The sequence below is a fragment of the Burkholderia sp. BCC1999 genome, from assembly GCF_905339975.1.
Classification (GTDB): Bacteria; Pseudomonadota; Gammaproteobacteria; order Burkholderiales; family Burkholderiaceae; genus Burkholderia.
In genome coordinates this window covers 23,174-44,775 of sequence record NZ_CAJPHP010000011.1, presented here as the reverse complement: position 1 = coordinate 44,775, position 21,602 = coordinate 23,174, and the positions used below count along the sequence as shown (strand labels likewise).

The 21,602-nt window shown below is 68.9% G+C and carries 20 protein-coding genes; 12 read left to right on the top strand and 8 right to left on the bottom strand.

Features of this window, described 5'->3' with window-relative positions; translation table 11 throughout:
- Positions 1-7: 7 nt before the first annotated feature.
- From U5809_RS17480 to U5809_RS17465, 4 genes are all read left to right on the top strand, one after another.
- Positions 8-448: an Rrf2 family transcriptional regulator gene (locus U5809_RS17480; protein ID WP_176046300.1), complete on the top strand. Its 441-nt coding sequence runs from the start codon at positions 8-10 to the stop codon at positions 446-448.
- Between the two features lie 260 nt (positions 449-708).
- The gene (locus U5809_RS17475) at positions 709-1,299 is read left to right on the top strand and encodes a DUF2760 domain-containing protein (RefSeq protein WP_322087456.1); all 591 of its coding nucleotides are present in this window, start codon (positions 709-711) and stop codon (positions 1,297-1,299) included.
- Positions 1,296-3,137, top strand: a complete 1,842-nt coding sequence (locus U5809_RS17470) for an Hsp70 family protein (RefSeq protein WP_322087455.1) — start codon at positions 1,296-1,298, stop codon at positions 3,135-3,137. Before U5809_RS17475 ends, U5809_RS17470 begins: the two co-directional genes overlap by 4 nt.
- A 5-nt stretch (positions 3,138-3,142) precedes the next feature.
- On the top strand, positions 3,143-5,944 hold the full coding sequence (locus U5809_RS17465) for an Hsp70 family protein (RefSeq protein ID WP_322087454.1): 2,802 nt from the start codon (positions 3,143-3,145) through the stop codon (positions 5,942-5,944).
- A gap of 137 nt (positions 5,945-6,081) precedes the next feature.
- On the opposite strand, the gene ctlX is transcribed toward U5809_RS17465, so the two are convergent.
- A complete protein-coding gene (ctlX, locus tag U5809_RS17460) occupies positions 6,082-7,083 on the bottom strand; it encodes a citrulline utilization hydrolase CtlX (protein WP_322087453.1) in 1,002 nt (333 codons plus the stop codon).
- A gap of 59 nt (positions 7,084-7,142) precedes the next feature.
- The gene (locus U5809_RS17455; RefSeq protein ID WP_322087452.1) at positions 7,143-8,222 is read right to left on the bottom strand and encodes an ornithine cyclodeaminase; all 1,080 of its coding nucleotides are present in this window, start codon (positions 8,220-8,222) and stop codon (positions 7,143-7,145) included.
- Between the two features lie 295 nt (positions 8,223-8,517).
- Between U5809_RS17455 and U5809_RS17450 the strand changes: the two genes are divergently transcribed.
- A complete protein-coding gene (locus U5809_RS17450) occupies positions 8,518-8,949 on the top strand; it encodes an Lrp/AsnC family transcriptional regulator (protein WP_059237585.1) in 432 nt (143 codons plus the stop codon).
- Between the two features lie 37 nt (positions 8,950-8,986).
- Here U5809_RS17450 and U5809_RS17445 read toward each other — a convergent pair whose 3' ends face one another.
- From U5809_RS17445 to U5809_RS17430, 4 genes are read right to left on the bottom strand one after another with little or no spacing between them, the layout of a single operon-like run.
- A complete protein-coding gene (locus tag U5809_RS17445; protein WP_322087451.1) occupies positions 8,987-9,580 on the bottom strand; it encodes a peroxidase-related enzyme in 594 nt (197 codons plus the stop codon).
- The gene (locus U5809_RS17440) at positions 9,577-10,107 is read right to left on the bottom strand and encodes a hypothetical protein (RefSeq protein WP_322087450.1); all 531 of its coding nucleotides are present in this window, start codon (positions 10,105-10,107) and stop codon (positions 9,577-9,579) included. Before U5809_RS17440 ends, U5809_RS17445 begins: the two co-directional genes overlap by 4 nt.
- Before the next feature lie 45 nt (positions 10,108-10,152).
- On the bottom strand, positions 10,153-11,577 hold the full coding sequence (locus U5809_RS17435) for an NAD(P)/FAD-dependent oxidoreductase (RefSeq protein ID WP_322087449.1): 1,425 nt from the start codon (positions 11,575-11,577) through the stop codon (positions 10,153-10,155).
- Positions 11,574-12,587, bottom strand: coding sequence for a LysR family transcriptional regulator (locus U5809_RS17430; RefSeq protein WP_322087448.1), 1,014 nt, complete (start codon positions 12,585-12,587; stop codon positions 11,574-11,576). The genes U5809_RS17435 and U5809_RS17430 overlap by 4 nt, the downstream gene beginning before the upstream one ends.
- A gap of 60 nt (positions 12,588-12,647) precedes the next feature.
- On the opposite strand from U5809_RS17430, the gene U5809_RS17425 reads away from it, so the two are divergent.
- The 6 genes from U5809_RS17425 to U5809_RS17400 all read left to right on the top strand — a co-directional run bounded on the left by U5809_RS17425 (position 12,648) and on the right by U5809_RS17400 (position 18,180).
- Positions 12,648-12,929, top strand: coding sequence for a hypothetical protein (locus tag U5809_RS17425; protein WP_322087447.1), 282 nt, complete (start codon positions 12,648-12,650; stop codon positions 12,927-12,929).
- A 13-nt stretch (positions 12,930-12,942) separates the two neighbouring features.
- On the top strand, positions 12,943-14,136 hold the full coding sequence (locus U5809_RS17420) for an ABC transporter substrate-binding protein (protein ID WP_322087446.1): 1,194 nt from the start codon (positions 12,943-12,945) through the stop codon (positions 14,134-14,136).
- Between the two features lie 38 nt (positions 14,137-14,174).
- Positions 14,175-15,986 carry an ABC transporter permease gene (locus U5809_RS17415; RefSeq protein WP_322087445.1) on the top strand — a complete coding sequence of 604 codons (1,812 nt, stop codon included), beginning with the start codon at positions 14,175-14,177 and terminating at the stop codon, positions 15,984-15,986.
- A gap of 13 nt (positions 15,987-15,999) precedes the next feature.
- Positions 16,000-16,857, top strand: a complete 858-nt coding sequence (locus U5809_RS17410; RefSeq protein ID WP_322087444.1) for an ABC transporter ATP-binding protein — start codon at positions 16,000-16,002, stop codon at positions 16,855-16,857.
- Complete coding sequence (locus U5809_RS17405) at positions 16,854-17,618, top strand: ABC transporter ATP-binding protein (protein WP_322087443.1); 765 nt, start codon at positions 16,854-16,856, stop codon at positions 17,616-17,618. The genes U5809_RS17410 and U5809_RS17405 overlap by 4 nt, the downstream gene beginning before the upstream one ends.
- Before the next feature lie 115 nt (positions 17,619-17,733).
- Complete coding sequence (locus tag U5809_RS17400; protein ID WP_322087442.1) at positions 17,734-18,180, top strand: hypothetical protein; 447 nt, start codon at positions 17,734-17,736, stop codon at positions 18,178-18,180.
- Between the two features lie 34 nt (positions 18,181-18,214).
- Here the strand turns inward: U5809_RS17400 and U5809_RS17395 are convergent, their stop codons facing one another.
- Both U5809_RS17395 and U5809_RS17390 read right to left on the bottom strand, forming a co-directional pair.
- The gene (locus U5809_RS17395) at positions 18,215-19,636 is read right to left on the bottom strand and encodes a sensor histidine kinase (protein ID WP_322087441.1); all 1,422 of its coding nucleotides are present in this window, start codon (positions 19,634-19,636) and stop codon (positions 18,215-18,217) included.
- Complete coding sequence (locus U5809_RS17390) at positions 19,623-20,288, bottom strand: response regulator transcription factor (RefSeq protein WP_322087440.1); 666 nt, start codon at positions 20,286-20,288, stop codon at positions 19,623-19,625. The genes U5809_RS17395 and U5809_RS17390 overlap by 14 nt, the downstream gene beginning before the upstream one ends.
- A gap of 238 nt (positions 20,289-20,526) precedes the next feature.
- Between U5809_RS17390 and U5809_RS17385 the strand changes: the two genes are divergently transcribed.
- A complete protein-coding gene (locus U5809_RS17385; protein WP_322087439.1) occupies positions 20,527-21,543 on the top strand; it encodes an ABC transporter substrate-binding protein in 1,017 nt (338 codons plus the stop codon).
- Positions 21,544-21,602: the final 59 nt, after the last annotated feature.

The following is a 21,602-nucleotide window of genomic DNA, read 5'->3' as shown; positions in this document are numbered from 1 at the left end:
CCCGTCCGTGAGAACCGACAGCCGTTTGTCGCGCATGCTGCATGCGCTGATCCACATGGACCAGGCCGACGGCCCGCTGACGTCGGAGACGATCGCGACGATGCTGGCCACGAATCCGGTCGTCGTGCGGCGCCTGCTCGGCGGCTTGCGCGATTGCGGCTACGTGCAGTCGGAGAAAGGTCATGGCGGCGGCTGGGTGCTGAGCGTCGCACTCGACGACATCACGCTGCTCGACGTCTATCGCGCAGTGGGCGAGCCGCCGCTGTTCTCCGACCTGGTGCCCGAGGACGAGCCCGAATGCCTGGTCGAACAGGCGGTCAACGCGCATCTGTCGGCGACCCTGAAGGATGCCGAAGCGTCGCTGCTGGCGCGCTTCGGCGAAGTCACGCTCGGTATGCTGTCGCGCGATTTCGAAGCGAAAGCAGTGCTGCGCGGCTACACGCGCTGACGCGCCGCAGCATCGCAATCGGTCGCGCCTGACGCGCAATCCGTCACGATCCGGCGCGGCCAAAACCGTCGCGCCGCGATGTTCTGTCCCCCAACTTCTGCCCGGTTCGCCCGCCACAGGGCAAAATACGGGTTTTCCGCACCCGCGAGGGCGCGACCGAATCACGCGCCGGGCGGCGCCAGTGCGCAATCCGCACGCTGCCGCCGGGCGCCCAGGCAAGATCGCTCGCCATGTCGCGAGCCCACAGGAGTCCAGACCCCATGCCCGAATCCAACCTGTCCTTCTTCGGCCGGCTGTCGCTGGCCGTCGGCACGTTTTTCTCCGTGCTCGGCAACCGCGAGTTCGCGGCCGGCGTGCTGCGCGTGCGCGATGGCGCCCCGGCCCCGGTCGTGCCGACCGCGGCCCCGGCCGCCGCGCCCGTTGCACCGGCGCCCGCACCCGTGAAGGCGCCGGCGCCCGAGCTGCGCGAAGCGAGCCCGCAGGCCGCGCTGCAACTGCTCGGCCTGCTGCAGCGCGATGCGCGCTTCATCGATTTCGTCGAGGAAGACATCGCCGGCTACGCGGACGCCGAGATCGGCGCCGCCGCACGCCTCGTGCACGACGGCTGCCGCGCCACGCTGCGCGAACATTTCACGATCGTGCCGGTGCGCGACGAGGCGGAAGGCAGCCGCGTGACGCTGCCGGCCGGCTTCGACGCGACGGCCGTGCGCGTGACGGGCAACGTGGTCGGCTCCGCGCCGTTCACGGGCACGGTCAGCCATCGCGGCTGGCGCGTGGCCGACGTGCGCCTGCCGAAGCTGACGGGCAGCCACGACGCCTCGGTGGTCGCACCGGCGGAGGTGGAACTGTGAGCGATCCGCGCTATTCGATCGGTATCGACCTCGGTACGACCCACTGTGCGCTGTCGTATGTCGACAGCAGCGCAAGCGACGGCGAAAAGATCACGCAGCAGGTGCTGCCGATCGCGCAGCTGACCGCGCCTGGCGCGCTGGAATCGCGCGACCTGCTGCCGTCGTTTCTCTACCTGCCGCATGAAAGCGAACTGACGCAGGGCGACCTGACGCTGCCGTGGACGGCCTCGCGCGCCTTCGCGGTCGGCGAGATGGCGCGCACGCGCGGCGCCGGCACGCCGATCCGCCTCGTATCGAGCGCGAAGAGCTGGCTGTGCCACCCGGGCGTCGACCGCCGCGCGGCGATCCTGCCGAGCGATGCGCCGCCCGAAGTGTCGCGCGTGTCGCCGCTGGAAAGCTCGATCCGCTACCTGACGCACCTGCGCGAAGCGTGGGACCATGCGCATCCCGACGCGCCGTTCGCCGATCAGGACGTGACGGTCACGATTCCCGCGTCGTTCGACCCGGCCGCGCGCGAACTGACGGCCGAGGCCGCCCGTGCCGCCGGCTATTCGCGGATGACGCTGCTCGAGGAGCCGCAGGCCGCGCTGTACAGCTGGATCCAGAAGAGCCAGGGCGGCTGGCGCAAGCAGGTGCAGGTCGGCGACCTGATCCTGTGCGTCGACGTCGGCGGCGGCACGACCGACCTGTCGCTGATCGCGGTGGTGGAGCGCGAAGGCAATCTCGAACTGCATCGCGTGGCGGTCGGCGAGCACATCCTGCTCGGCGGCGACAACATGGACCTCGCGCTCGCGCACGTGGTTGCGCGCAAGCTCGCGCAGCAGGGCACGCAGGCCGATCCGTGGCAACTGCGCGCGCTGACCTACGCGTGCCGCTCCGCGAAGGAAACGTTGCTGTCCGACCCGACGACCGACGCGGTGCCGCTCGTCGTGCCGAGCCGCGGCTCGAAGCTGATCGGCGGCTCGATCCGCACGGAACTCACGCGCGCCGAACTCACGCAGACGATCCTCGAAGGCTTCTTCCCGCAGGTCGATGCGGCTGCGCGCCCGGTGAGCCGCGCACGGGTCGGCCTGACGCAGCTCGGCCTGCCGTATGCGCAGGACGCGGGCATCACGCGCCATCTCGCGGCGTTCCTCGGCCGTCAGGTCGCGGCGCTCGACGCACTCGAAGGCGTGCAGCGCACGCTGCCGCAGGGTGCGACGTTCCTGCATCCGACTGCCGTGCTGTTCAACGGCGGCGTGTTCAAGTCGACGCTGCTCACGCAGCGCGTGCTCGACACGCTCAACAGCTGGCTCGCGGCCGAAGGCGCGCCGCCCGCCCGCCTGCTCGAAGGCGCCGATCTCGACCTCGCGGTCGCGCGCGGCGCGGCGTATTACGGCTACGTGAAGCGCGGCCGTGGCGTGCGCATTCGCGGCGGCACGGCGCGTGCGTACTACGTCGCGATCGAATCGGCGATGCCCGCGGTGCCGGGGCTCGAACCGCCGGTGCAGGCGCTGTGCGTCGCGCCGTTCGGGATGGAGGAAGGCTCGGACGCGGCGCTCCCGCCGCAGGAATTCGGCCTCGTCGTCGGCGAACCGGTGCAGTTCCGCTTCTTCGGTTCGTCGGTGCGCCGCCAGGACCAGGTCGGCACGCTGCTCGACTACTGGTCGGCGGAAGAGCTGCAGGAGCTTGAAGAAATCCAGGCGACGCTGCCCGCCGAAGGGCGCACCGTCGGCGAAGTCGTGCCGGTGAAGCTGCATGCGCGCGTGACCGAAGCCGGCACGCTCGAACTCGAGGCGATCCCGAGCGGCACGAACGAGCGCTGGAAGGTCGAGTTCGACGTGCGCGGCGCCGCCTGAGCGCGATGAAGCGTTATACGGTCGGCATCGACCTCGGCACGAGCAATACGGTCGTCGCGTACGTCGAGGCCGGTTCCGACGCGATCCGCGTATTCGACGTCGAGCAGCTGGTCGGCCCCGGCGCGGTGGCCGCGCAGCCGTTGCTGCCGTCGGTGCGCTATCACCCGGCGGCCGGCGAACTGCCGCCGGACGCGCTGCGGCTGCCGTGGCAAGCGGCCGGCGCGCGCGACGCGGCCGCCCGTTCGGGCGGCGGCCGTGACGGCCGGTCAATCGTTCGTGACAGCGGCACTGGTGACGCGCTGCCGGCCGTGATCGGCCGCTACGCGCGCACGCTCGGCGCGCAGGTGCCGGGCCGGCTCGTGTCGAGCGCCAAGAGCTGGCTGTCGCATGCAGCGGTCGACCGGCTCGCGGCAATCCTGCCGTGGGGCGCGGCCGACGGCGTCGACAAGGTGTCGCCGGTCGACGCGAGCGCGAGCTATCTCGCGCATGTGCGCGACGCGTGGGATGCGCGCTTTCCCGATGCGCCGCTCGCGAAGCAGGACGTGATCCTGACGGTGCCCGCGTCGTTCGACGACGGCGCGCGCGCATTGACGGTCGAGGCCGCACGGCGCGCGAAGCTGCCCGCGCTGCGGCTGCTGGAAGAGCCGCAGGCTGCGTTCTACGACTGGCTGTACGGCCAGCGCGACACGCTGCGCGATACGTTTGCCACGACGCGGCGCGTGCTGATCTGCGACGTCGGCGGCGGCACGACCGACCTCACGCTCGTCGATGTCGCGCCGGGCGACGACGGCGAGCCGGCCTTCACACGTGTCGGCGTCGGCAATCACCTGATGCTCGGCGGCGACAACATGGACCTCGCGCTCGCACGCCTGGTCGAGACGCGGCTGACCGAGCCCGGCACGCGGCTGTCGGCCGCGAGCCTGTCGCAGCTCGTCGAGCGTTGCCGCGCGGCGAAGGAGCGGCTGCTCGGCGGCGATGCGCCCGCGTCCGTCACCGTCACGCTGCTCGGCGCGGGCAGCAAGCTCGTGGGCGGCGCGCGCTCGGCCGAGCTGACGCGCGAGGAAGTCGAACGGATCGTCGTCGACGGTTTCTTTCCGCAGGTCGAAGCGGGCGAGCTGCCGCGCCGTGCGCGTGCCGCGATCGTCGAATTCGGCTTGCCGTATGCGAGCGACGCGGCCGTCACGCGCCACGTCGCCGCATTCCTGAATCGTCATGCGGAAGGCCCGCTGCCCGACACGCTGCTGCTCAACGGCGGCGTGTTCCGTGCGGGAGCGCTTGCCGGCCGTCTCGCGCAGACGCTCGGCGCGTGGCGCGGCGCGCCGCTCGACGTGCTGCACAACGCGCATCCGGACGTAGCCGTCGCGCGCGGGGCGGTCGCATACGGGCTGGCGCGCGCCGGGCATGCGCCGCGCATTGGTGGCGGGTCGGCGCGCAGTTATTTCCTCGTGCTCGACGACGGCGCGGCCGATGCCGCCGCGCGCGGCGTCTGCCTGCTGCCGCGTGGTGCGGAAGAGGGCCGCGAGATCCGGCTCGACGATCGCACGTTCGCGCTGCAGCTCGGACAGCCCGTGCGTTTCCACCTCGTGTCGACGGTGGCCGAGACCCAGTATCAACCGGGCGATCTCGTCGATCTCGACGGCGGCGATTTCGTGCGGCTGCCGCCGATCGCGACGGTCGTCGATGCGAAGGCGGGCAGCGACACGCGCGAAACGCCGGTGAAGCTCACCGCGTCGTTGACCGAAGTCGGCACGCTCGAAATGCACTGCATCGCGACCGACGACGCGGCGCGCCGTTGGCGGCTCGAATTCCAGCTGCGCGGCGATGCCCCCGTTCACGGCGACGATGCGGGGCCCGCGCGGCATCCGCGGCTCGACCAGGCGATCGAGCTGATCGAGCGCTCGTTCGGCAGCAAGGCCGCCGATGTCACGCCGAAAGACACGCGCCGGTTGCGCGCGCAACTTGAACAGGTGCTCGGCGCGCGTGAGGATTGGGACGTCGCGCTCGCGCGCGAACTGTTCGATGCGCTGCTCGCACGCGCACGTCGTCGTCGCCGTTCGGCCGATCACGAGCGCGCGTGGCTGAATCTCGCGGGCTATTGCCTGCGTCCGGGCTTCGGTCATCCGCTCGATGCATGGCGCATCGAGCAGCTGTGGCCGTTGTTCGACGATGGCATTCAATACGTGACCGACGGCCAGGTGTGGTCCGAGTGGTGGACGCTGTGGCGGCGCGTGGCCGGCGGCCTCGACGACGATGCGCAGACGCAGGTGCGTGACGCGATCGCGTTCCTCGAACCGTCCGACGACAAGCGGCGCAAGCTGCCGTTCGATCCGGGCAAGGTCGGCCCGGCCGACATGACGCGGCTGTCCGCGTCGCTCGAACGGCTGCCCGTCGAGCGCAAGGTCGAACTGGCCGAGCGCCTGATCGTGCAATTGCAGAAGCCGGCCGAGCGCGCGCTGTGCGCATGGGCACTCGGGCGTATCGGGGCGCGCCGGCCGTTCTATGGCAGCGCGCACAGTGTCGTGCCGGCGGAAGTCGTCAATGGCTGGCTCGATGCGTTGTTCGCGCTCGACTGGAAGCAGGTCGAACCGGCTGCGTTCGCGGCTGCGCAGATTGCGCGGATGACGGGCGACCGTTCACGCGATTTGCCGGACGATACGCGCGAAGCCGTAATCAAGCGCCTGTCGGCCGCGAATGCATCGTCGGCCTGGATCGACATGGTGCGCGAGGCGATCGCGTTCGACGAAGCCGACACGGTGCGCGTGTTCGGCGAGACGCTGCCGGCCGGGTTGAAGCTGCTGGCGGGGTGAGGGGTGCGGGATGTGACGGTATCGTCCGGATACCTGAGCATGCCGCGATGCTGTCGACGCTCACGGGTTCGACGACCTCAAAAAAAACGGCTGCCGTTGCATCGGCAGCCGTTTTCGTTTGCACGATCGTGCGGCGGTCAGACTTGCGGCATCGCTTCATGCAACAGTGCGGCCGACTCCACGGCGACCGAGTCCGGCGCAGTGGTTCGCCGCGCGAGATGAATCCCCGCGAGCATGCAGCGCACCGACCCGCCGGCCAGTTCGATCGTCGGCACGTCGAGCGGCAGCAGCCGCGCGGAGCGCTCGATCACCGCGCGCTGGTCCCGTGTGAGGCAATCGAACGCACGTCGCGACAGCGCAAGCACACGCCCGTCCTTGCCCGACAATTCCAGCGTATTCCCTGCGAAATTTTCGATTTGCGATTGATCGAGCGCGATCACCGCGCGCCCCGTTTCGGTCAGGCGTTGAGCGATCTCGCCGCGGCGCCGGCTGTCGGCGATCAGGTCGAGGCCGACCATCGCGAACTCGGTCGCGACGCTCATCATCACGTTCGTGTGATAGATCGGCCGCCCGCTCGCATCGGCGGTATCGAAGCAGATCGGCTCGAAATTGAAGTTCGTGCAGAAGCGTTCGAGTGCGACCGGATCGGCGCGGCGTGAACGCGCGGTGTAAGCGATCCGTGCAACATGGTCGAGCACCATCGCGCCGGTGCCTTCGAGGAACACGTCGTCATATTCGAGGCCCGAGTAGTCGATCACGTCCTGAACGCGATATTCGGCCTTCAGCATCTCGATCACGTCCGCGCGCCGCTCGCGGCGGCGGTTCGCGCTATACATCGGAAACAGCGCGACATGGCCGCCCGGATGCGTCGAGAACCAGTTGTTCGGGAACACGGAGTCGGGCGTGTCGCGCTCGCCGTGATCGTCGAATACATGCACGCGAACGCCCGCATCGGCGAGCGTCTGCGCGGCGGCCGTGACTTCGTCGCGCGCGGCCTCGGATACCGAGGGCGTGTCGCCCGAGCCGCCACCGGCCGTGCGCTGGAACGCATTGTCGGCCGCGGTCTGCGGGTTCGGCAGGAAGCGGTGCGGCCGGATCATCACGACGGCGGCCGGCGCCTGGATCGATACGAGATTCATGGAAGGCAGGAACGAAGGGCAGGAAAGCGGGCGGCGCACGGGCCGCCCGCGGATGACGGTCAGCGTGCGAACGCGGCGACGGCTTCGGTCACGAACGTCGCGTGACCCTGCGCGATCGCAGCCGGGTCGTCGATCAGCGCGAACAGGTTCTTCGGATCGACGGCCGGCGGAATCAGCGCGATCTCGACGCCCGCGTTGTGCTGCTGCGCGAGCGCATACAGGTAGCGCAGCGCCGAGTAGTCCTCGAGCGCGAAGCCGACCGAATCGAACACGGTGACTTCGTCCGCGCGTTCGCGGCCAGTCGTCTCGCCTTGCAGCACGCGCCACAGCTCGGTGACGGGGAAGTCGGCCGGCATCTGCTGGATCTCGCCTTCGATGCGCGACTGCGGCTCGAATTCGACGAACACGCGGCCCGCATGCAGCACGCCTGCTTCAAGTTCGGTCTTGCCGGGGCAATCGCCGCCGACGGCGTTCAGGTGCATGCCGGGTTCGATCATGTCGGCCGTGACGATCGTCGCGTACGCCTTGTCGGCGGTGACGGTCGTCACGATGTCGGCGCCGCGCACGGCGTCGGCGGTCGATGCGGCGCGCACGACGCGCAACCCGGGATAGGCCGCGAGGTTCTGCACGAGCTTGTCGGTCGCGAGCGGATCGACGTCGAACACGCGGATCTCGTCGATGCCGAGCAGCGTGTGGAACGCGATCGCCTGGAATTCGCTCTGCGCGCCGTTGCCGATCAGCGCCATCTTGCGCGAATCGGCCCGTGCGAGCAGCTGCGCGGCGAGCACCGACGTGGCGGCCGTGCGCAGTGCGGTGGTGAGCGTGAGTTCGGCGAGCAGCAGCGGGTAGCCGGTATCGACTTCGGCGAGCGCGCCGAACGCCATCACCGTGTGCATGCCGCGCGCCGCGTTGACGGGGTGGCCGTTCACGTACTTGAACGCGAACAGCGATGCGTTCGCGACGGGCATCAGCTCGATCACGCCGTCGCGCGAATGGCACGCAACGCGCGGCGACTTGTCGAAGTCGGCCCAGTGCAGGTAATCGGCGCGCAGCGTGTCGACGAGTTCGCGCAGGAACGTCGTGACGCCGGTTTTGGCGATCAGGCGGGCGGTGGCGGGAACGTCGAGGAAGCGGGTCATCGGTCTGTCTCCATATTCAGTGCCGGTACGGGTGTCCTGGCGTTCTGGTCGACCGGGCGGTGCTTCGGCGCGGGCCTCGGGCTTCCTGAAAAGCGCGGCGCGGCGTGTTCTGCCGGTCGATGGAGTCATTATTTCCGTGAGTCGAGCCAACAAAAAGACGGCAAAAGTGGCAGATTTATCGATAGACTTGGCAAATCGCCAGCCGATTCCGGCAGTTTGTTCGGTTTGTGCTGGTCGGAATGCGCAGTCTCCGGCACGCTGGCGGCCGGCTCACGCTCAACAGGAAGGCCCGTTCATGATCACGCTCGACGACGTCGACCGGCAACTCATCGCACTGCTGCGCGACAACGCGCGACTGCCCGTCGTTGCGCTGGCGAAGGCATTGCGCGTCGCGCGCGCGACCGTGCAGAACCGGCTGACGCGGCTGGAGAAAAACGGCGTGATCGTTGGCTATACGGTGCGGCTCAAGCCGGCGGCGGAACGCCACCGGATCCGCGCGCTGATGTCGATCGCCGTGCAGGGCAATCGCGGCGCGGAAGTGGTGAAGGTGCTGCGCGGGCATCCGAACGTCGCGTCGATCCACAGCACCAACGGCCGCTGGGATCTCGTCGCCGAGCTGCATGCCGATTCGCTCGAGCACTTCGATCGCGTGCTCGGTGCGATCCGGCTGATCGACGGGATCGCGAATACCGAGACGAGTATCTTGCTGTCGACGCACAAGGCGTGACGCGGGCGGCGCCTGCGTCACGCTTCGTTTCGTGCGGTCAGGCGCGGGTCGCCGGTTCCGGAAACACCGGTTCGCCCAGCGTCAGCATCAGCCGATTCGCCCACGCGAAGATCGCGACCGCGTGCGACAGGTCGAGAATTTCTTCATGTGTCAGCCCTTCGGCTTCGAGTGCGGTAATGGCGCTTTCGTCGATCGCGTCGGGCCGCTCCGTCAGCGCGATCGCATAGCGGATGATTGCGCGTTCGCGTGCCGTCGTACCGGCTGTCGCCGGATCGTCGAATACCTGCTCGATCGCATCGGTGCGTTTCGCGAGCTGCGCGAAGCGCTGCGCGTGCACCGACGCGCAATACACGCAGCCGTTCACGCGCGACACGGCCGTGCTGGCCAGTTCGCGCTCCGCGCGCGACAGCCCGCCGGAGCCGTACATGATTGCGTTGAATACGCCCGAGCGTTGCCGCAGGATCTCGGGAAGGTGGACGAGCAGCAGGTAATAGTCGGACGTCTTCGCTTGCGGGTGGCTTGCTTCGAGCACCGCCAGCTGATCGGGCGTCGCGGCATCGAGCGATACCGTGTCGAGCCACGCGCGCCAGCCGAGCGTGTCGGACGTGAAGCCATGAGCGGTCGTCGTCATGCAGCCTCCTTGGCGGCACGCGCCTGAAGTGCCTGCGCGGCAAGGGCGACGCGCAACTGATACGCGACGAACGCCACGAGCTGCGACAGCGCGACGATCGCGGGTGTCGTGAGGCCGGCCGACTTCAGTGTGTCGAGATCGGAGGCGCGTGCGTCGACAGGGGCGAGCGTCAGGCGCTTCGAATGCGCGAGGATTGCGCCGAGACGGTGAGGCAGCGCGTCGAACGTGTCGGCATCGGCCTGTTCCATGTCGTCGATCGTGCCGCCTGCGTCGAGCAGGCGGGCGCGATAGATGTCGGCCAGCGCGTGCGCATTCGATTTCCGCGCGACATAGCGTGCCGCATGCAGCCGCTCGACCAGCGAAAGATCGCGCAATGCAGGGTCGAACAGCGCGGCCTCGCTCAGCTGCGTGTGCAGCAGCACCTTGTGGCGTGCGCCGCGCAGCGCGGCGACGGCGTCGCCGTCGCGCAGGCCGGCCACCGCGTCGATCGTATCCGGCTCAACGGCCGGCGTGACGGAATCAGTCATCGTTTCGGTTTCCTTTCTTCATCTGTGTGATCGATGGACGCGGGCTCACGCATCGGCGTCGTGCCATTCGTCGCCTTGCAGCTCCGCATTCGCATACGTGACAAGCGCGTCGTAGTGGCGATCGCGGTCGGCATCGAACAGCCGGCTTGCGATACCGCGCGCCAGCCGCTTCGCGCCCGCGCTGATGGCAGGGATGTCGCCGGACAGCTTGCCGTGGCTCAGGCTCGCCGCATGGTTGAAGCAATGGATTCGCGTGACGGCCGGGCACGCACCGCGCTCGCGCTCCTGGAACGAGAACGCGGGGCCGAGATCGGGTGACTCCGCGAGTTCGTCGAGCCACAAGCCGGGTTCCGGGCGATAGCGATCCTTCCAGCGTCGCACCTGCGAACCGAACGACGTAAATTCCTCGCGCGTCGTCCAGTCCGAATGAAAGCCCGTCGCGAAGATCAGGAAGTCGACGGTGTAGCGCCCGCGCGGCGTCGTGACGTCGAGGCCGTCCGCGTGGTTGGCAAGCGTCTCGATCGGGCTGCCCGCATGAAAGCGCGCATGCTCGTAGCGCGACACGCGCAGCACGCTGTCGCGGGGCGGCGGCGTCTGCGACGTCAACGCGTAGTGCATGAAGCGCCACTTGGTCGCGTCGTCGAGATCGGCATAGCCGTGCACGAGCCCCGGGCTGCCGATGCCGGTCAGCTTGTTGATGCGCGGAATGTCCGCGCGGCGGAAGAACAGGTCGACGCGCGCGGCGCCGGCTTCGAGCGCGGTGCCCGCGTTGTCGAACGCGGACGCGCCCGCGCCGACTACGCCCACACGCCTGCCCGCGAGCGCCGCGAAGTCGATCGGCTCCGACGAATGGGCCCAGCGCGCGCGTGGCACACGGTGCGCGACGGGCGGCACATAGGGGCCGCCGAGCCCGTCACGGCCGGTCGCGAGCACGACGTGTCGCGCGAGCAGCGTCTGCGCTTCGCCGTTGCCGCGCACGTCGAGTGCGAGCAGCCCGTCGTCGCGCGGGCGCAGCGCGACGAGCGTGGTGTCGTTGCGCACCTGCAGGTCGAGCACGCGCCGGTACCAGCGCAGATAGTCCATCCATTGCGTACGCGGAATCTTGTAGAGCGCCTCCCATGCGTCGCGGCCGTACTGCGCTTCGAACCAGGCGCGGAACGTCAGCGCGGGCAGGCCGAGCGCGGGGCCCGCGAGCTGCTTCGGCGAGCGCAGCGTGTCCATCCGCGCGAACGTGACCCACGGCCCTTCGTAGCCGGCCGGCGCGCGGTCGATCACGCACTGGTTGTCGATGCCGAGCAGGCGCAGTTCGGCGGACGCCGCGAGCCCCGCCATGCCGCCGCCGACGATCGCGACGTCGAGCACGCGCGCGCCGTCCGCTTCGCGCGGCGGCACCCACGACGGCGCGGGCAGGTCGAGCCAGCGCAGATCCTGCGCGAGCCGTGCTTCGAGTGCGTCGAGCTGTGTCGTCATGCGGCCTCCGGGCGCGTGCGGCGCGCACGTGTCGTGCGAGGTGGGCGTGTCGCCCGCTCGCTGCGTAGCCGGTCGCCGCGCAGCAGCGCGTCATGCGCGGCTGCGTCGTGAAAGATCACGTCGTCGAGCAGCGTGCGTGTCGTGCGATGCAGCGCGTCGAGCAGCGCATCGACGGCTGCCGTGCGCGGCTTGCCGGCCGGCGTCGCGACGCCGAACGCGAACGGGATGTCGACGTCGAGCGGCCGCGCGACGACGCCGTCCACCGGCAGCGCGACGCCCGTCGCCGGATCGACGATACCGATCCCGATACCCGCACGCGCGGCCATCACCGCATTCAGCGACGCATTGGTTTCGATGAACACGCGTGCATCGACGCGCGCGGCCGCGAACGCCGCGTCGATCCGCTGGCGCAGCCGGTGCCGGTTCGCGACCGTCACGATGCGGCGGCGCGCGAGATCGCGCAGCGCGATGCGCGGCTTCGCCGCGAGCGGATCGCCGGCGGGCAGCACGGCGACGCACGGCGTCTGCGCGATCCAGTGCACGTCGAGCCCGGCATGCGCCATCGGCAGCGTGACGACGCCGACGTCGGCCGTGCCGGCCAGCACTTCGTGCACGACATGCTCGGCCGATTCGCTACGCAATTGATAGTTCGGCGCATGTGCGTCGTCGGGCAGTGCGGCAAGCGCGGCGGGTACGAGCGTGGCCGCGAGCGACGGCGTGGCCGCGATGCGTACGGGTTCGGCCGTTTCATCGCCGAGCGCGCGTGCGCGTGCCTCGATCGCGCGCAGGCCGACCAGCGAGCGTTCGACTTCCTCGTACAGCAGGAACGCGCGCCGCGTCGGCGTGACGCGCGGGCCGTGCCGGTCGAACAGCGCGTAACCGAGATCGGCTTCGAGCTCCTGGATCTGCCGCGTGACGGCAGGCTGCGAGCGGCCGAGCAGCTCGCCTGCGCCGGTCACGCTGCCGGCCGACATGACCGCGGAAAAGGCTTCGAGTTGATGCAGCTCCATGACGCGTTCCGATGATGCGATTTGCGCATTGTAGAAGTGCGAGCATGCGTGATTCATATAATGATTTTTGCTATCGACAGCGCGAAAACTGCGAAGCGTGCGATTGCTGCGGCGTGCGGTTGCACAAGCCTGCGCACCGGTTGCGCGCGGCGACGCGAAGGAAACACCAATCGAATCAACGCGATGCGATGTGTGTCGATGGCGCGTGCCAAGCGGGTCGAACGGATGACCGTTCGCGAGCGCGATCCGCTTCGCGCGGCACGCGATATCGATATGCGCAAAACTTCGTTGGATCGCCCTGAACCGGATGGTTACATGCCCTCACTCTTTTCGACTGACTGAAGGTGGGGGCGGCATGAACGTTTCGGGGAACGACGTACGCGGCGCATGGCGGCGCGTGCTGGGCATGGTGGCGGCGCTCGCTGCCGCATGGGGCTTGTCGACGGGCGGCGCGCTCGCGGCCGGCGTGTCGGGCGAGCCGGTGGTGGTCGGCGTGAGCGGACCGCTCACGGGCCAGGACGCGCAATACGGCGAGCAATGGAAGCGCGGCTTCGATCTCGCGCTCGATGAGATCAACGGCAGCGGCGGCATACACGGCCGGCCGCTCGCGATCGACTTCCAGGACAGCCGCAGCGATCCGCGCCAGGCAGTCGCGATCGCGCAGAAGTTCGTCGCCGATCCGCGCATCGCGATCGAGCTTGGCGACTTCTCGAGCGCGACGTCGATGGCCGCGTCGCCGATCTATCAGCGCGGTCAACTGGTGCAATTCGGCTTCACGAATTCGCATCCCGATTTCACGAAGGGCGGTGACTATCTGTGGAGCACCGCGCTGAGCCAGGCCGAAGAGCAGCCGCTGCTCGCGCGCTACGCGGTGAAGGAACTCGGCTTCAAGCGGATCGCGGTGCTGTACCTGAACACCGACTGGGGCCGCACCAGCAAGGACATCTTCGCGAAGGCGGTGGCCGGGCTCGGCGCGCAGGTCGTCGCGGCCGAAGGCTATCAGCCGGCGGAGAAGGATTTCCGCTCGACGCTCGTGCGGATCGGCGCGTCGAAGCCCGATTCGATCGTGCTGATCTCGTACTACGCGGACGGCGCGCAGATCGTGCGGCAGGCGCGCACGTCGGGCGTCACGCTGCCGATCGCGGCGGTCGGCTCCGTGTATTCGCCGAAATTCCTCGAACTGGGCGGCACGGCCGTCGAAGGCGTCTTTACGGAATCGAACTTCTTCCCGGCAGAGCCGCGCCCCGAAGTACAGGCGTTCGTGCAGCGCTATCGCGCGAAATTCCATACCGATCCCGATTCGTTCGTCGCGCGCGCCTATGACGCGTTGATCCTGTCGGCCGAGGTGCTGCGCCGCTACGGCACGACGCGCCAGGCCGCGCACGACGGCTTCGCGAAGGTCAGCGACGTACCGAGCGTGATCTTCGGCAAGGTGCGCTTCGATCCGCAGACGCGTCGTGTCGCCGGTGCGCGCACCGTGTATCTCGTCGTGAAGCAGGGGCAGTGGGCGCTGTGGGACGGCGCGAAACCGCAGCTCGCCGCACGCTGATTCCGCATGAACCGCATGCAAGTGACGGACGCATCGTGATGGCTTCCTGGCTCGACTACACGCTCAACGGCCTCATCGTCGGCAACATCTACGCGCTGCTCGCGGTCGGGCTCGCGCTGATCTTCGGCGTGTCGCACCTGATCAACTTCGCGCATGGCTCGGTCTACATGGTCGGCGCATTCATCGGCTGGCTGTGTCTGACGCGCTTCGGGCTGCCGCTGCCGGTCGCGCTGGCGGCCGTCGTCGTCGGCTGCGGCGCGCTCGGCGTCGCGATCGAGCGGATCGGGTTGCGGCCGCTGCGCCATGCGGCGCGCATCGCACCGCTGCTCGCGACGATCGGCATCAGTTTCATCCTCGACCAGCTCGCGCAGCTCGCCTTCGGTGCGGACCCGCGCGCGGTGCCGACGCCGCTGCCCGACTGGCACGTGCGGATCGCCGGTGCGACGCTCGGCTCGCTCGACCTGCTGATCGCGGGAATCGGCATCGCGGCGGCCGCGTTGCTGTACGGCTTCCTGCGCTTCACGCGGCTCGGTTGGGCCGTGCGCGCGACCGCGCAGGATCGCGATGCGGCGCTGCAGATGGGCGTCGACGTCGACCGCGTGAACCAGACCGTGTTCGCGATCGCGTGCGCGCTCGGCGGCGTGAGCGGGCTGCTGGTCGGCATGTACTACAACAGCATCGATCCGGCGATGGGCTTCCAGGCCACGCTGAAGGGCGTCGTCGCGCTGCTGATCGGCGGGCTCGGCAACGTGCCCGGTGCGATCGCCGGCAGCCTGCTGCTCGGTCTCGTCGAAAGCTACGGCGTCGCGCTGTTCGGCACGAGCTATCGCGACCTGTTCGCGTTCGGGCTGCTGATCGTGTTCCTCGTGTGGCGGCCGAACGGTTTGTTCAGCGCGAAACGCGCGCTGCCGCCCGAGCCGATGACGGGCACCTTCCTCGCAGCCGCGAAGGCCGTGCGCGTACCGCGTCCGGTGCTCGTCGCGCTGATCGCACTGGCGGCCGTGCTGCCGTGGCTCGGCGCGTCGCCTTACGTGCTGCAGACGCTGACCAACGCGTGGCTGTACGGGCTGCTCGCGCTGAGCCTCACGCTCGTCGCGGGCGCGGTCGGGCAGATTTCGCTCGGCCATGCGGCGCTGCTCGTGATCGGCGCGTATGCGTCCGCGCTGCTGTCGTCGGATCTCGGCTGGTCGCCGGCCGTGACGATCCCGTGCGCGGGCGTCATCACGGCCGTGCTCGGCACGCTGCTCGTCTACCCGGCGTTCCGGCTGCGCGGGCACTACGTGTCGATCGCGACGCTCGGCATCGGCGAAGTGGTGAGCCTCGTGATCCTGAACTGGGATGGCCTCACGCGCGGCCCGCTCGGCATCACCGGCATCGCGCCGCTGCCGTGGGCGAGCACCGCGCGCGCCGCGTACTGGTTCACGTTCGCGGTGCTCGTCGTGTTCGCGCTCGTGCAGGTGCGGTTGCTGCGTTCGCATCTCGGCCGCACGTTGCGCGCGGTGCGCGAGGACGACGTCGCCGCGCGTGCGCACGGCATCGCGCCGAACCGCTACAAGGCGATCGCATTCGCGGTCGGCGGTGTCGCGGCCGGTGTGAGCGGCGGCATTGCCGCGCACCTGTACAGCTACATCAATCACCAGACTTTCGATTCGCAGGTGTCGATCCTCGCGCTGACGATGGTGATCCTCGGCGGGCTCGGCAACGTGCTCGGCGGCATCGCGGGCGCGATCGCGCTGATCGGGCTGCCCGAGCTGTTCCGCTGGGCGGCCGACTACCGGATGCTGATCTACGGCCTCGTGCTGTTGCTGCTCGTCCGGTTCCGGCCGCAGGGCTTGCTCGGTACGGTGTGAGGAGAGGAATGCGATGACCACCACTGGCCCTTTGCTTGAAGTGCAGGGTTTGACGCGCCGCTTCGACGGCGTGACCGCACTCGACGGCGCGAGCCTCACGCTCGCCAACGGCGAACTGCTGAGCGTGATCGGCCCGAACGGGGCCGGCAAGTCGACGCTGTTCAACCTGATCGCGGGGGCCGACCGGGCCGATGCCGGCCGCGTGACGTTCGACGGCCGCGACATCACGGGCACGGCGCCCGAACGGCTCGCGGCGCTCGGGATTGCGCGCACGTTCCAGCACGGTCGCGTGTTCGGCAACCTGAGCGTGCTCGACAACGTGCTGATCGGTGCGCATGCGCGGCTGCGCGCGGCGCGGCCCGGCTGGCCCGCGCTCGGCGCGGCCGCCGAAGTGCTGCGCGCGCTCGTGCGGCCGGCGTCGGTGCGGCGTGAGGAAGCCGCTTTGCGCGAAGAGGCGCGCGCGATCGTCGCCGGGTTCGGCGAACGGCTCACGCCACGCATCGATCATCCGGCGCACAGCCTGTCGTATGCGAACCGGCGGCGCGTGGAGATCGGCCGCGCACTCGCGCTGCATCCGCGCCTGCTGCTGCTCGACGAACCGACGGCCGGGATGAACGAGACGGAGACGGCCGAGATGCTGCAACTGATCCAGTCGCTGAAGGCGCGCGGCCTGACGATCCTGCTGATCGAGCACAAGCTCGAACTCGTGATGCGCGTGTCCGACCGCGTGATGGTGCTCGACAACGGCGTGAAGATCGCCGAAGGCGCGCCGCGCGACGTGCGGCATGATCCGCGCGTGATCGAGGCGTACCTCGGCCGCCGCCATGCGGGCGGCGCGCCGGCCGATCGCACGACCCAGGCGGCCGCATGAGCGCCGCTTCTTCCGGATTGCGAACGAACATGACCGACGCATTGCTGAAACTCGAACACCTCGACACTTTCTATGGGCCCGTGCAGGTGCATTTCGACGTGAACTTCGAAGTCGACCGTGGGCAGATCGTCAGCCTGCTCGGCGGCAACGCGAGCGGCAAGTCGACGACGATGAAGCTGATTCTCGGTTTGATGCGGCCGAAGCGCGGCGTCGTGCGCTTCGACGGCGACGACGTGACGGCGCTCGCGACGCCGCAGCGCGTGCGGCGTGGCATTGCGGCCGTGCCCGAGGCGCGGCGGCTGTTCGGCGACATGAGCGTGCGCGAGAACCTGCTGATGGGTGCGTACACGCGTGGCGATCGCGCGGCCGTGGCCGACGATTATGAGCGTGTGCTCGACCTGTTTCCGCGTGTGCGCGAGCGATTGACGCAGCGTGCCGGCACGCTGTCGGGCGGCGAGCAGCAGATGCTCGCGATGGCGCGTGCGCTGATGGCGCGGCCGAAGCTGATCTGCATGGACGAGCCGACGATGGGGCTGTCGCCGCTTTACGTCGACAAGGTGCTCGAACTGATCGACGCGATCAACAGGCAGGGCGTGACGGTGTTCATGGTCGAGCAGAACGCGAGCCTCGCGCTGGAGATCGCGCATTACGGGTACGTGCTGCAGACGGGGCGCGTCGTGCTCGAAGGGCCCGCGAAAGCGTTGCTCGACGACGAGCGCGTGCGCGATGCGTATCTGGGCGGGGAGGCCGTGGCGGCGTAATTGGCGGGGGCGATGGCGGTACGCGAATTCGGGTCTCGCGAAAAACTGCGAGGTACACCGAATTGTCAGGTAGATTACGCACAGTCGCCATTACCGCCATCGGGAGCGCCGCGCCATGTTGACCTACGCGATTCAGAAAACCGGCTACGACTACAATCAACTCGACCCTCAGGGCGCGACCGACTACGCGTCGTTCACGCGTGCATTCGACTCGTTCCCGTGGGCGGCGCAGCATGCCGAATGGGACGATACGCAGGAAGGCCCGTTGCCGGCCCTTGTACTGCAGCATGCCGACGATCAGCGGGAGTTATGGGTGACCGCGCTGAGCGACGCGCATGCAGACGGCTTCCAGTTGAATGCCGTTTCCACGCGGATGAAGAAGGGGCTGTTCGGTCTCGGCAAGGAAAAGCCGGAACAGCACGTCGACACGATCGACGTCGACACGCGCGCGGATGTCGACACGCTGTGCCGGTTGTTCTGCGATCGTCAGTATGACGAGCTGGATCGGCTGGTGGCGCGGCATGCGGAGCGCAACCGGCTCGACGACGACAACGACGATTAAGCGCCTGTCGCAAACGGGCCGGCTCGGAGCCGGCCTATGCCTTTTCCGTGCCGCTTCCCGCCGCGCGCGGAAACGTCAGCACGACCGCAAACCCGCCCGCATCGGGAAACGCGAACCCGATGCGCCCGCCGTGCGCCTTCATCACCTCCTGCACGATCGCGAGCCCGAGGCCCGACCCCGTGCGCCGCTCGCTGCCGTCCGGCGCGATCCGCACGAACGGCTGCAGTGCCGCGTCCCAGTGCTCGCGCGGAATCCCGCGGCCGTTGTCGGTGACGGTCAGCGTGACCGCGCCGTCGGCATTGCCCGTGGTTGCGACCGACACGACGATGTCGTCCGCGTGCCCGTGCAGCAGCGCGTTGTGCAGCACGTTCGACAGCGCTTCCTGCAGGCTGATCGCGTCGCCGTCGATCCATGCCAGCGGCGCATCGCTCGCGAACGCAACGGCGACATCGCGTTCGCCCGCGAGCGGAATCGTGCGGCCGAGTACCTCTTTCGCGAGCGCGACGAGTTCGACGGGTTGCAGCGGCACGGCCTCGGTGCGATGAATCACCATCGCGTGATTGAGCAACTGGCCGGTGAGCCGGCCGACGTCCGAGGAGGTCGCGCGCAGCGCATCGAGCCGCGCCGCGTGACGCGCGGGATCGGATTCGCCGTCGAGCAGCTCGATCTGCGCGTCGAGCCGCGCAAGCGGCGTGCGCATCTGATGCGCTGCATCGGCGATGAAGCGCTGCATCGCGTTGATGCGTTCGGCCAGGCGGTGCATCAGCCCGTTGATCGACCCGATGATGGCATCGATCTCGCTCGGCGTATCGACGGCCACTGGCCGCAGGTCGGCCGGGTCGCGCGCGGCGATGATCGTGCCGATCTGCGCGAGCGGGCGCAGGCCGCGCCGGATCGCGAGGCCGCTTGCGCCGATCGCGAGCACGCTCATCAACAGGATCAGCGTCCACACCTTGATGCTCATGTCGTTCGTGAGCTGCTGGCGTGCGTGGGTGGTTTGCGCGACCGTCACGAGCGCCCAGCCCGGCGTGCTTTCCTCGGGCATGTAGCGCGCGATCGTCGCGGTGCGGATCCGGTGCCCCTGGTAGACGGCATTCGCGAACGCGGGGCCCTGTTTCGCGGCGGCGAGCGTCGCGGGGCTCGCGAGATCGTTGTAGCCGGCCACGACGACGCCGCGCGAATCGACGACCTTGTAATAGACGAGGTCGTAGCGCGACAGCGTCGACAGCGCGGCCACCGGCGGATTCAGCGCGAGCACGCCGCCCTGGACGTAGAGATTCTCCGCGACCTGGATCGATGCGCCCGCAAGCAACTGGTCGTACGCGCGTTCGGCCGCGACGCCCGCGTAATATCGCGCGATCGCCGCGAGCGCGAGCGCGCCGGTCGCGACGACGAGCGCGATGAAGAGCAGCGTGCGCCCGAACAGCGTCTTCGGGAACCAGTCAATGCGCGACAATCTGATACCCCATCCCGCGCGCGGTGCGGATCTCGACCGAGCTGCCCTGCAGCTTCTTGCGCACGCGCGTCACGTACTGCTCGACCGCGTTCGTGGTCGGCTCGTTGCCGAAGCTGAACAGCTGGTTCAGCAGTTCGTCCTTCGAGAAGATGCGCTGCGGCCGGCTCGCGAGGATTTCGAGCAGCGCGAACTCCTGGCGCGACAGCGACAGCGGCTGGCCGTCGAGTTCTGCGAGGCGGCTGCTGCGGTCGATCGCGAGGCCGCCGAGCGTCAGCACGTCGTTCGCGTGGCCGCTGTTGCGGCGCAGGAGCGCCTGCACGCGCGCGTCGAGTTCGCGATAGTCGAACGGCTTCACGAGATAGTCGTCGGCGCCGAGACCGAGGCCGCTCACGCGATCGTCGATCGCCGAGCGCGCGGTGACGAGCAGCACGGGCGTCGTGCTGCCCGACGCGCGCAGGTGGCGCAATACCGTGAAGCCGTCCATGCCGGGCAGGTTCGCGTCGAGCACGACGAGGTCGAAGCGCTCGACGCGCAGCAGCCCGTGCGCGGTCGCGCCGTCGGTTTCGAGATCGACCGCGTGGCCGAGTCGCGTCAGGCGGCTGCGGATCGCCGCGCCGATTTCGGCATCGTCCTCCACGACGAGAATGCGCATGGTGCCGTTTTGCAGGTAGGTGGATTAGGGGTTTTCCCGAGGGCGGGATGTCAGCATTTTCTCAGACTCGGTCGATAACCTGTGTCGAGCCGGAAGCAGCAGGCAAGGACGGCATTAATACCAGAATTATTCAAGGAGACGGCAACATGCAGCATGTCACGGGAGCGACGAACGCGCGACGTAGCGCGACGGCGGCCTTCGCGTGGCCGTTTGCCGTCCGTCGCACGGCGGCGTGCGCATGACGACGTCGCCGCGCCGTCGCGCACTGATCGCCGCCGGTCTCGGCGTGCTCGCCGCACCGGCGCTCGTGCGGGCGAAGCCGCGCACGGTGCGGATTTCCAAAGGCTATGGCGTGCTGTACCTGCCGCTGCTCGTGATGGAGAAGCAGCGGCTGTTCGAGCGGCACGCAGCGCGCCACGGCGTGCGCGATGTCGCGGTCGACTGGATGCTGCTCGACGGCGGCAATTCCGTCAACGACGCGATGATGGCCGGCACGCTCGATTTCGCGGGCGCCGGCGCGCCGGGCTTCATCGAGCTGTGGGCGCGGGCGCGCGGCATTCCGAACGTCGAGGTGATCGGCATCAGCGGGCTGTCGACGACGTCGCTGTCGCTGAACGCGAACCGTCCGGGCCTGACGTCGCTGCGCGACTTCACGCCGTCCGACCGGATCGCGGTGCCGGGCATCCGCACGTCGCTGTCGGCCGTCGTGCTGCAGATGGTTGCGAGCCGGCAGCTCGGCCCGAAGCATTTCGCGCAGCTCGATTCGATCACCGTGAACCTGCCGCATCCGCAGGCGATGCAGGCGCTGATCCGCCGCGAGAACGGCGTCACGGCGCACTTCACGTCGCCACCGTTCTCGACGCTCGAGTTGCGGCAGCCTGGCGTTCATCGCGTCGTGAATTCGGTCGACGTGCTCGGCCCGCTGACGCTCGACGTCGTGTTCGCGCCGAAGCGGCTCGTCGATACGGAGCCCGCGCTGGCGGTGGCGTTCATCGCCGCGCTTGACGAAGCGAACCGCCTGATCGCGCAGGATCCGCGCGCGGCGGCCGCGCTGTATGCGGCGTCGTCGGGTGTCGGTGTGTCGCACGACGATGTGATGCAAATGCTCGCCGCGCCCGACACGCGCTTCTCGGTGCTGCCGAACCAGCTGATGGACTACGTCGAATTCCTGTACCTCGCCGGCACGATCAAGGCCAAGCCGCGCGCGTGGCACGAGATGTTCGCGCCGATGCTCGACGCCTACCGGTCGGGCTGAACGTCGCCGCCTCCATCCAGCGAGACATCCTGCGCCCGCGCGTGTGCCGTGCGCGGCGC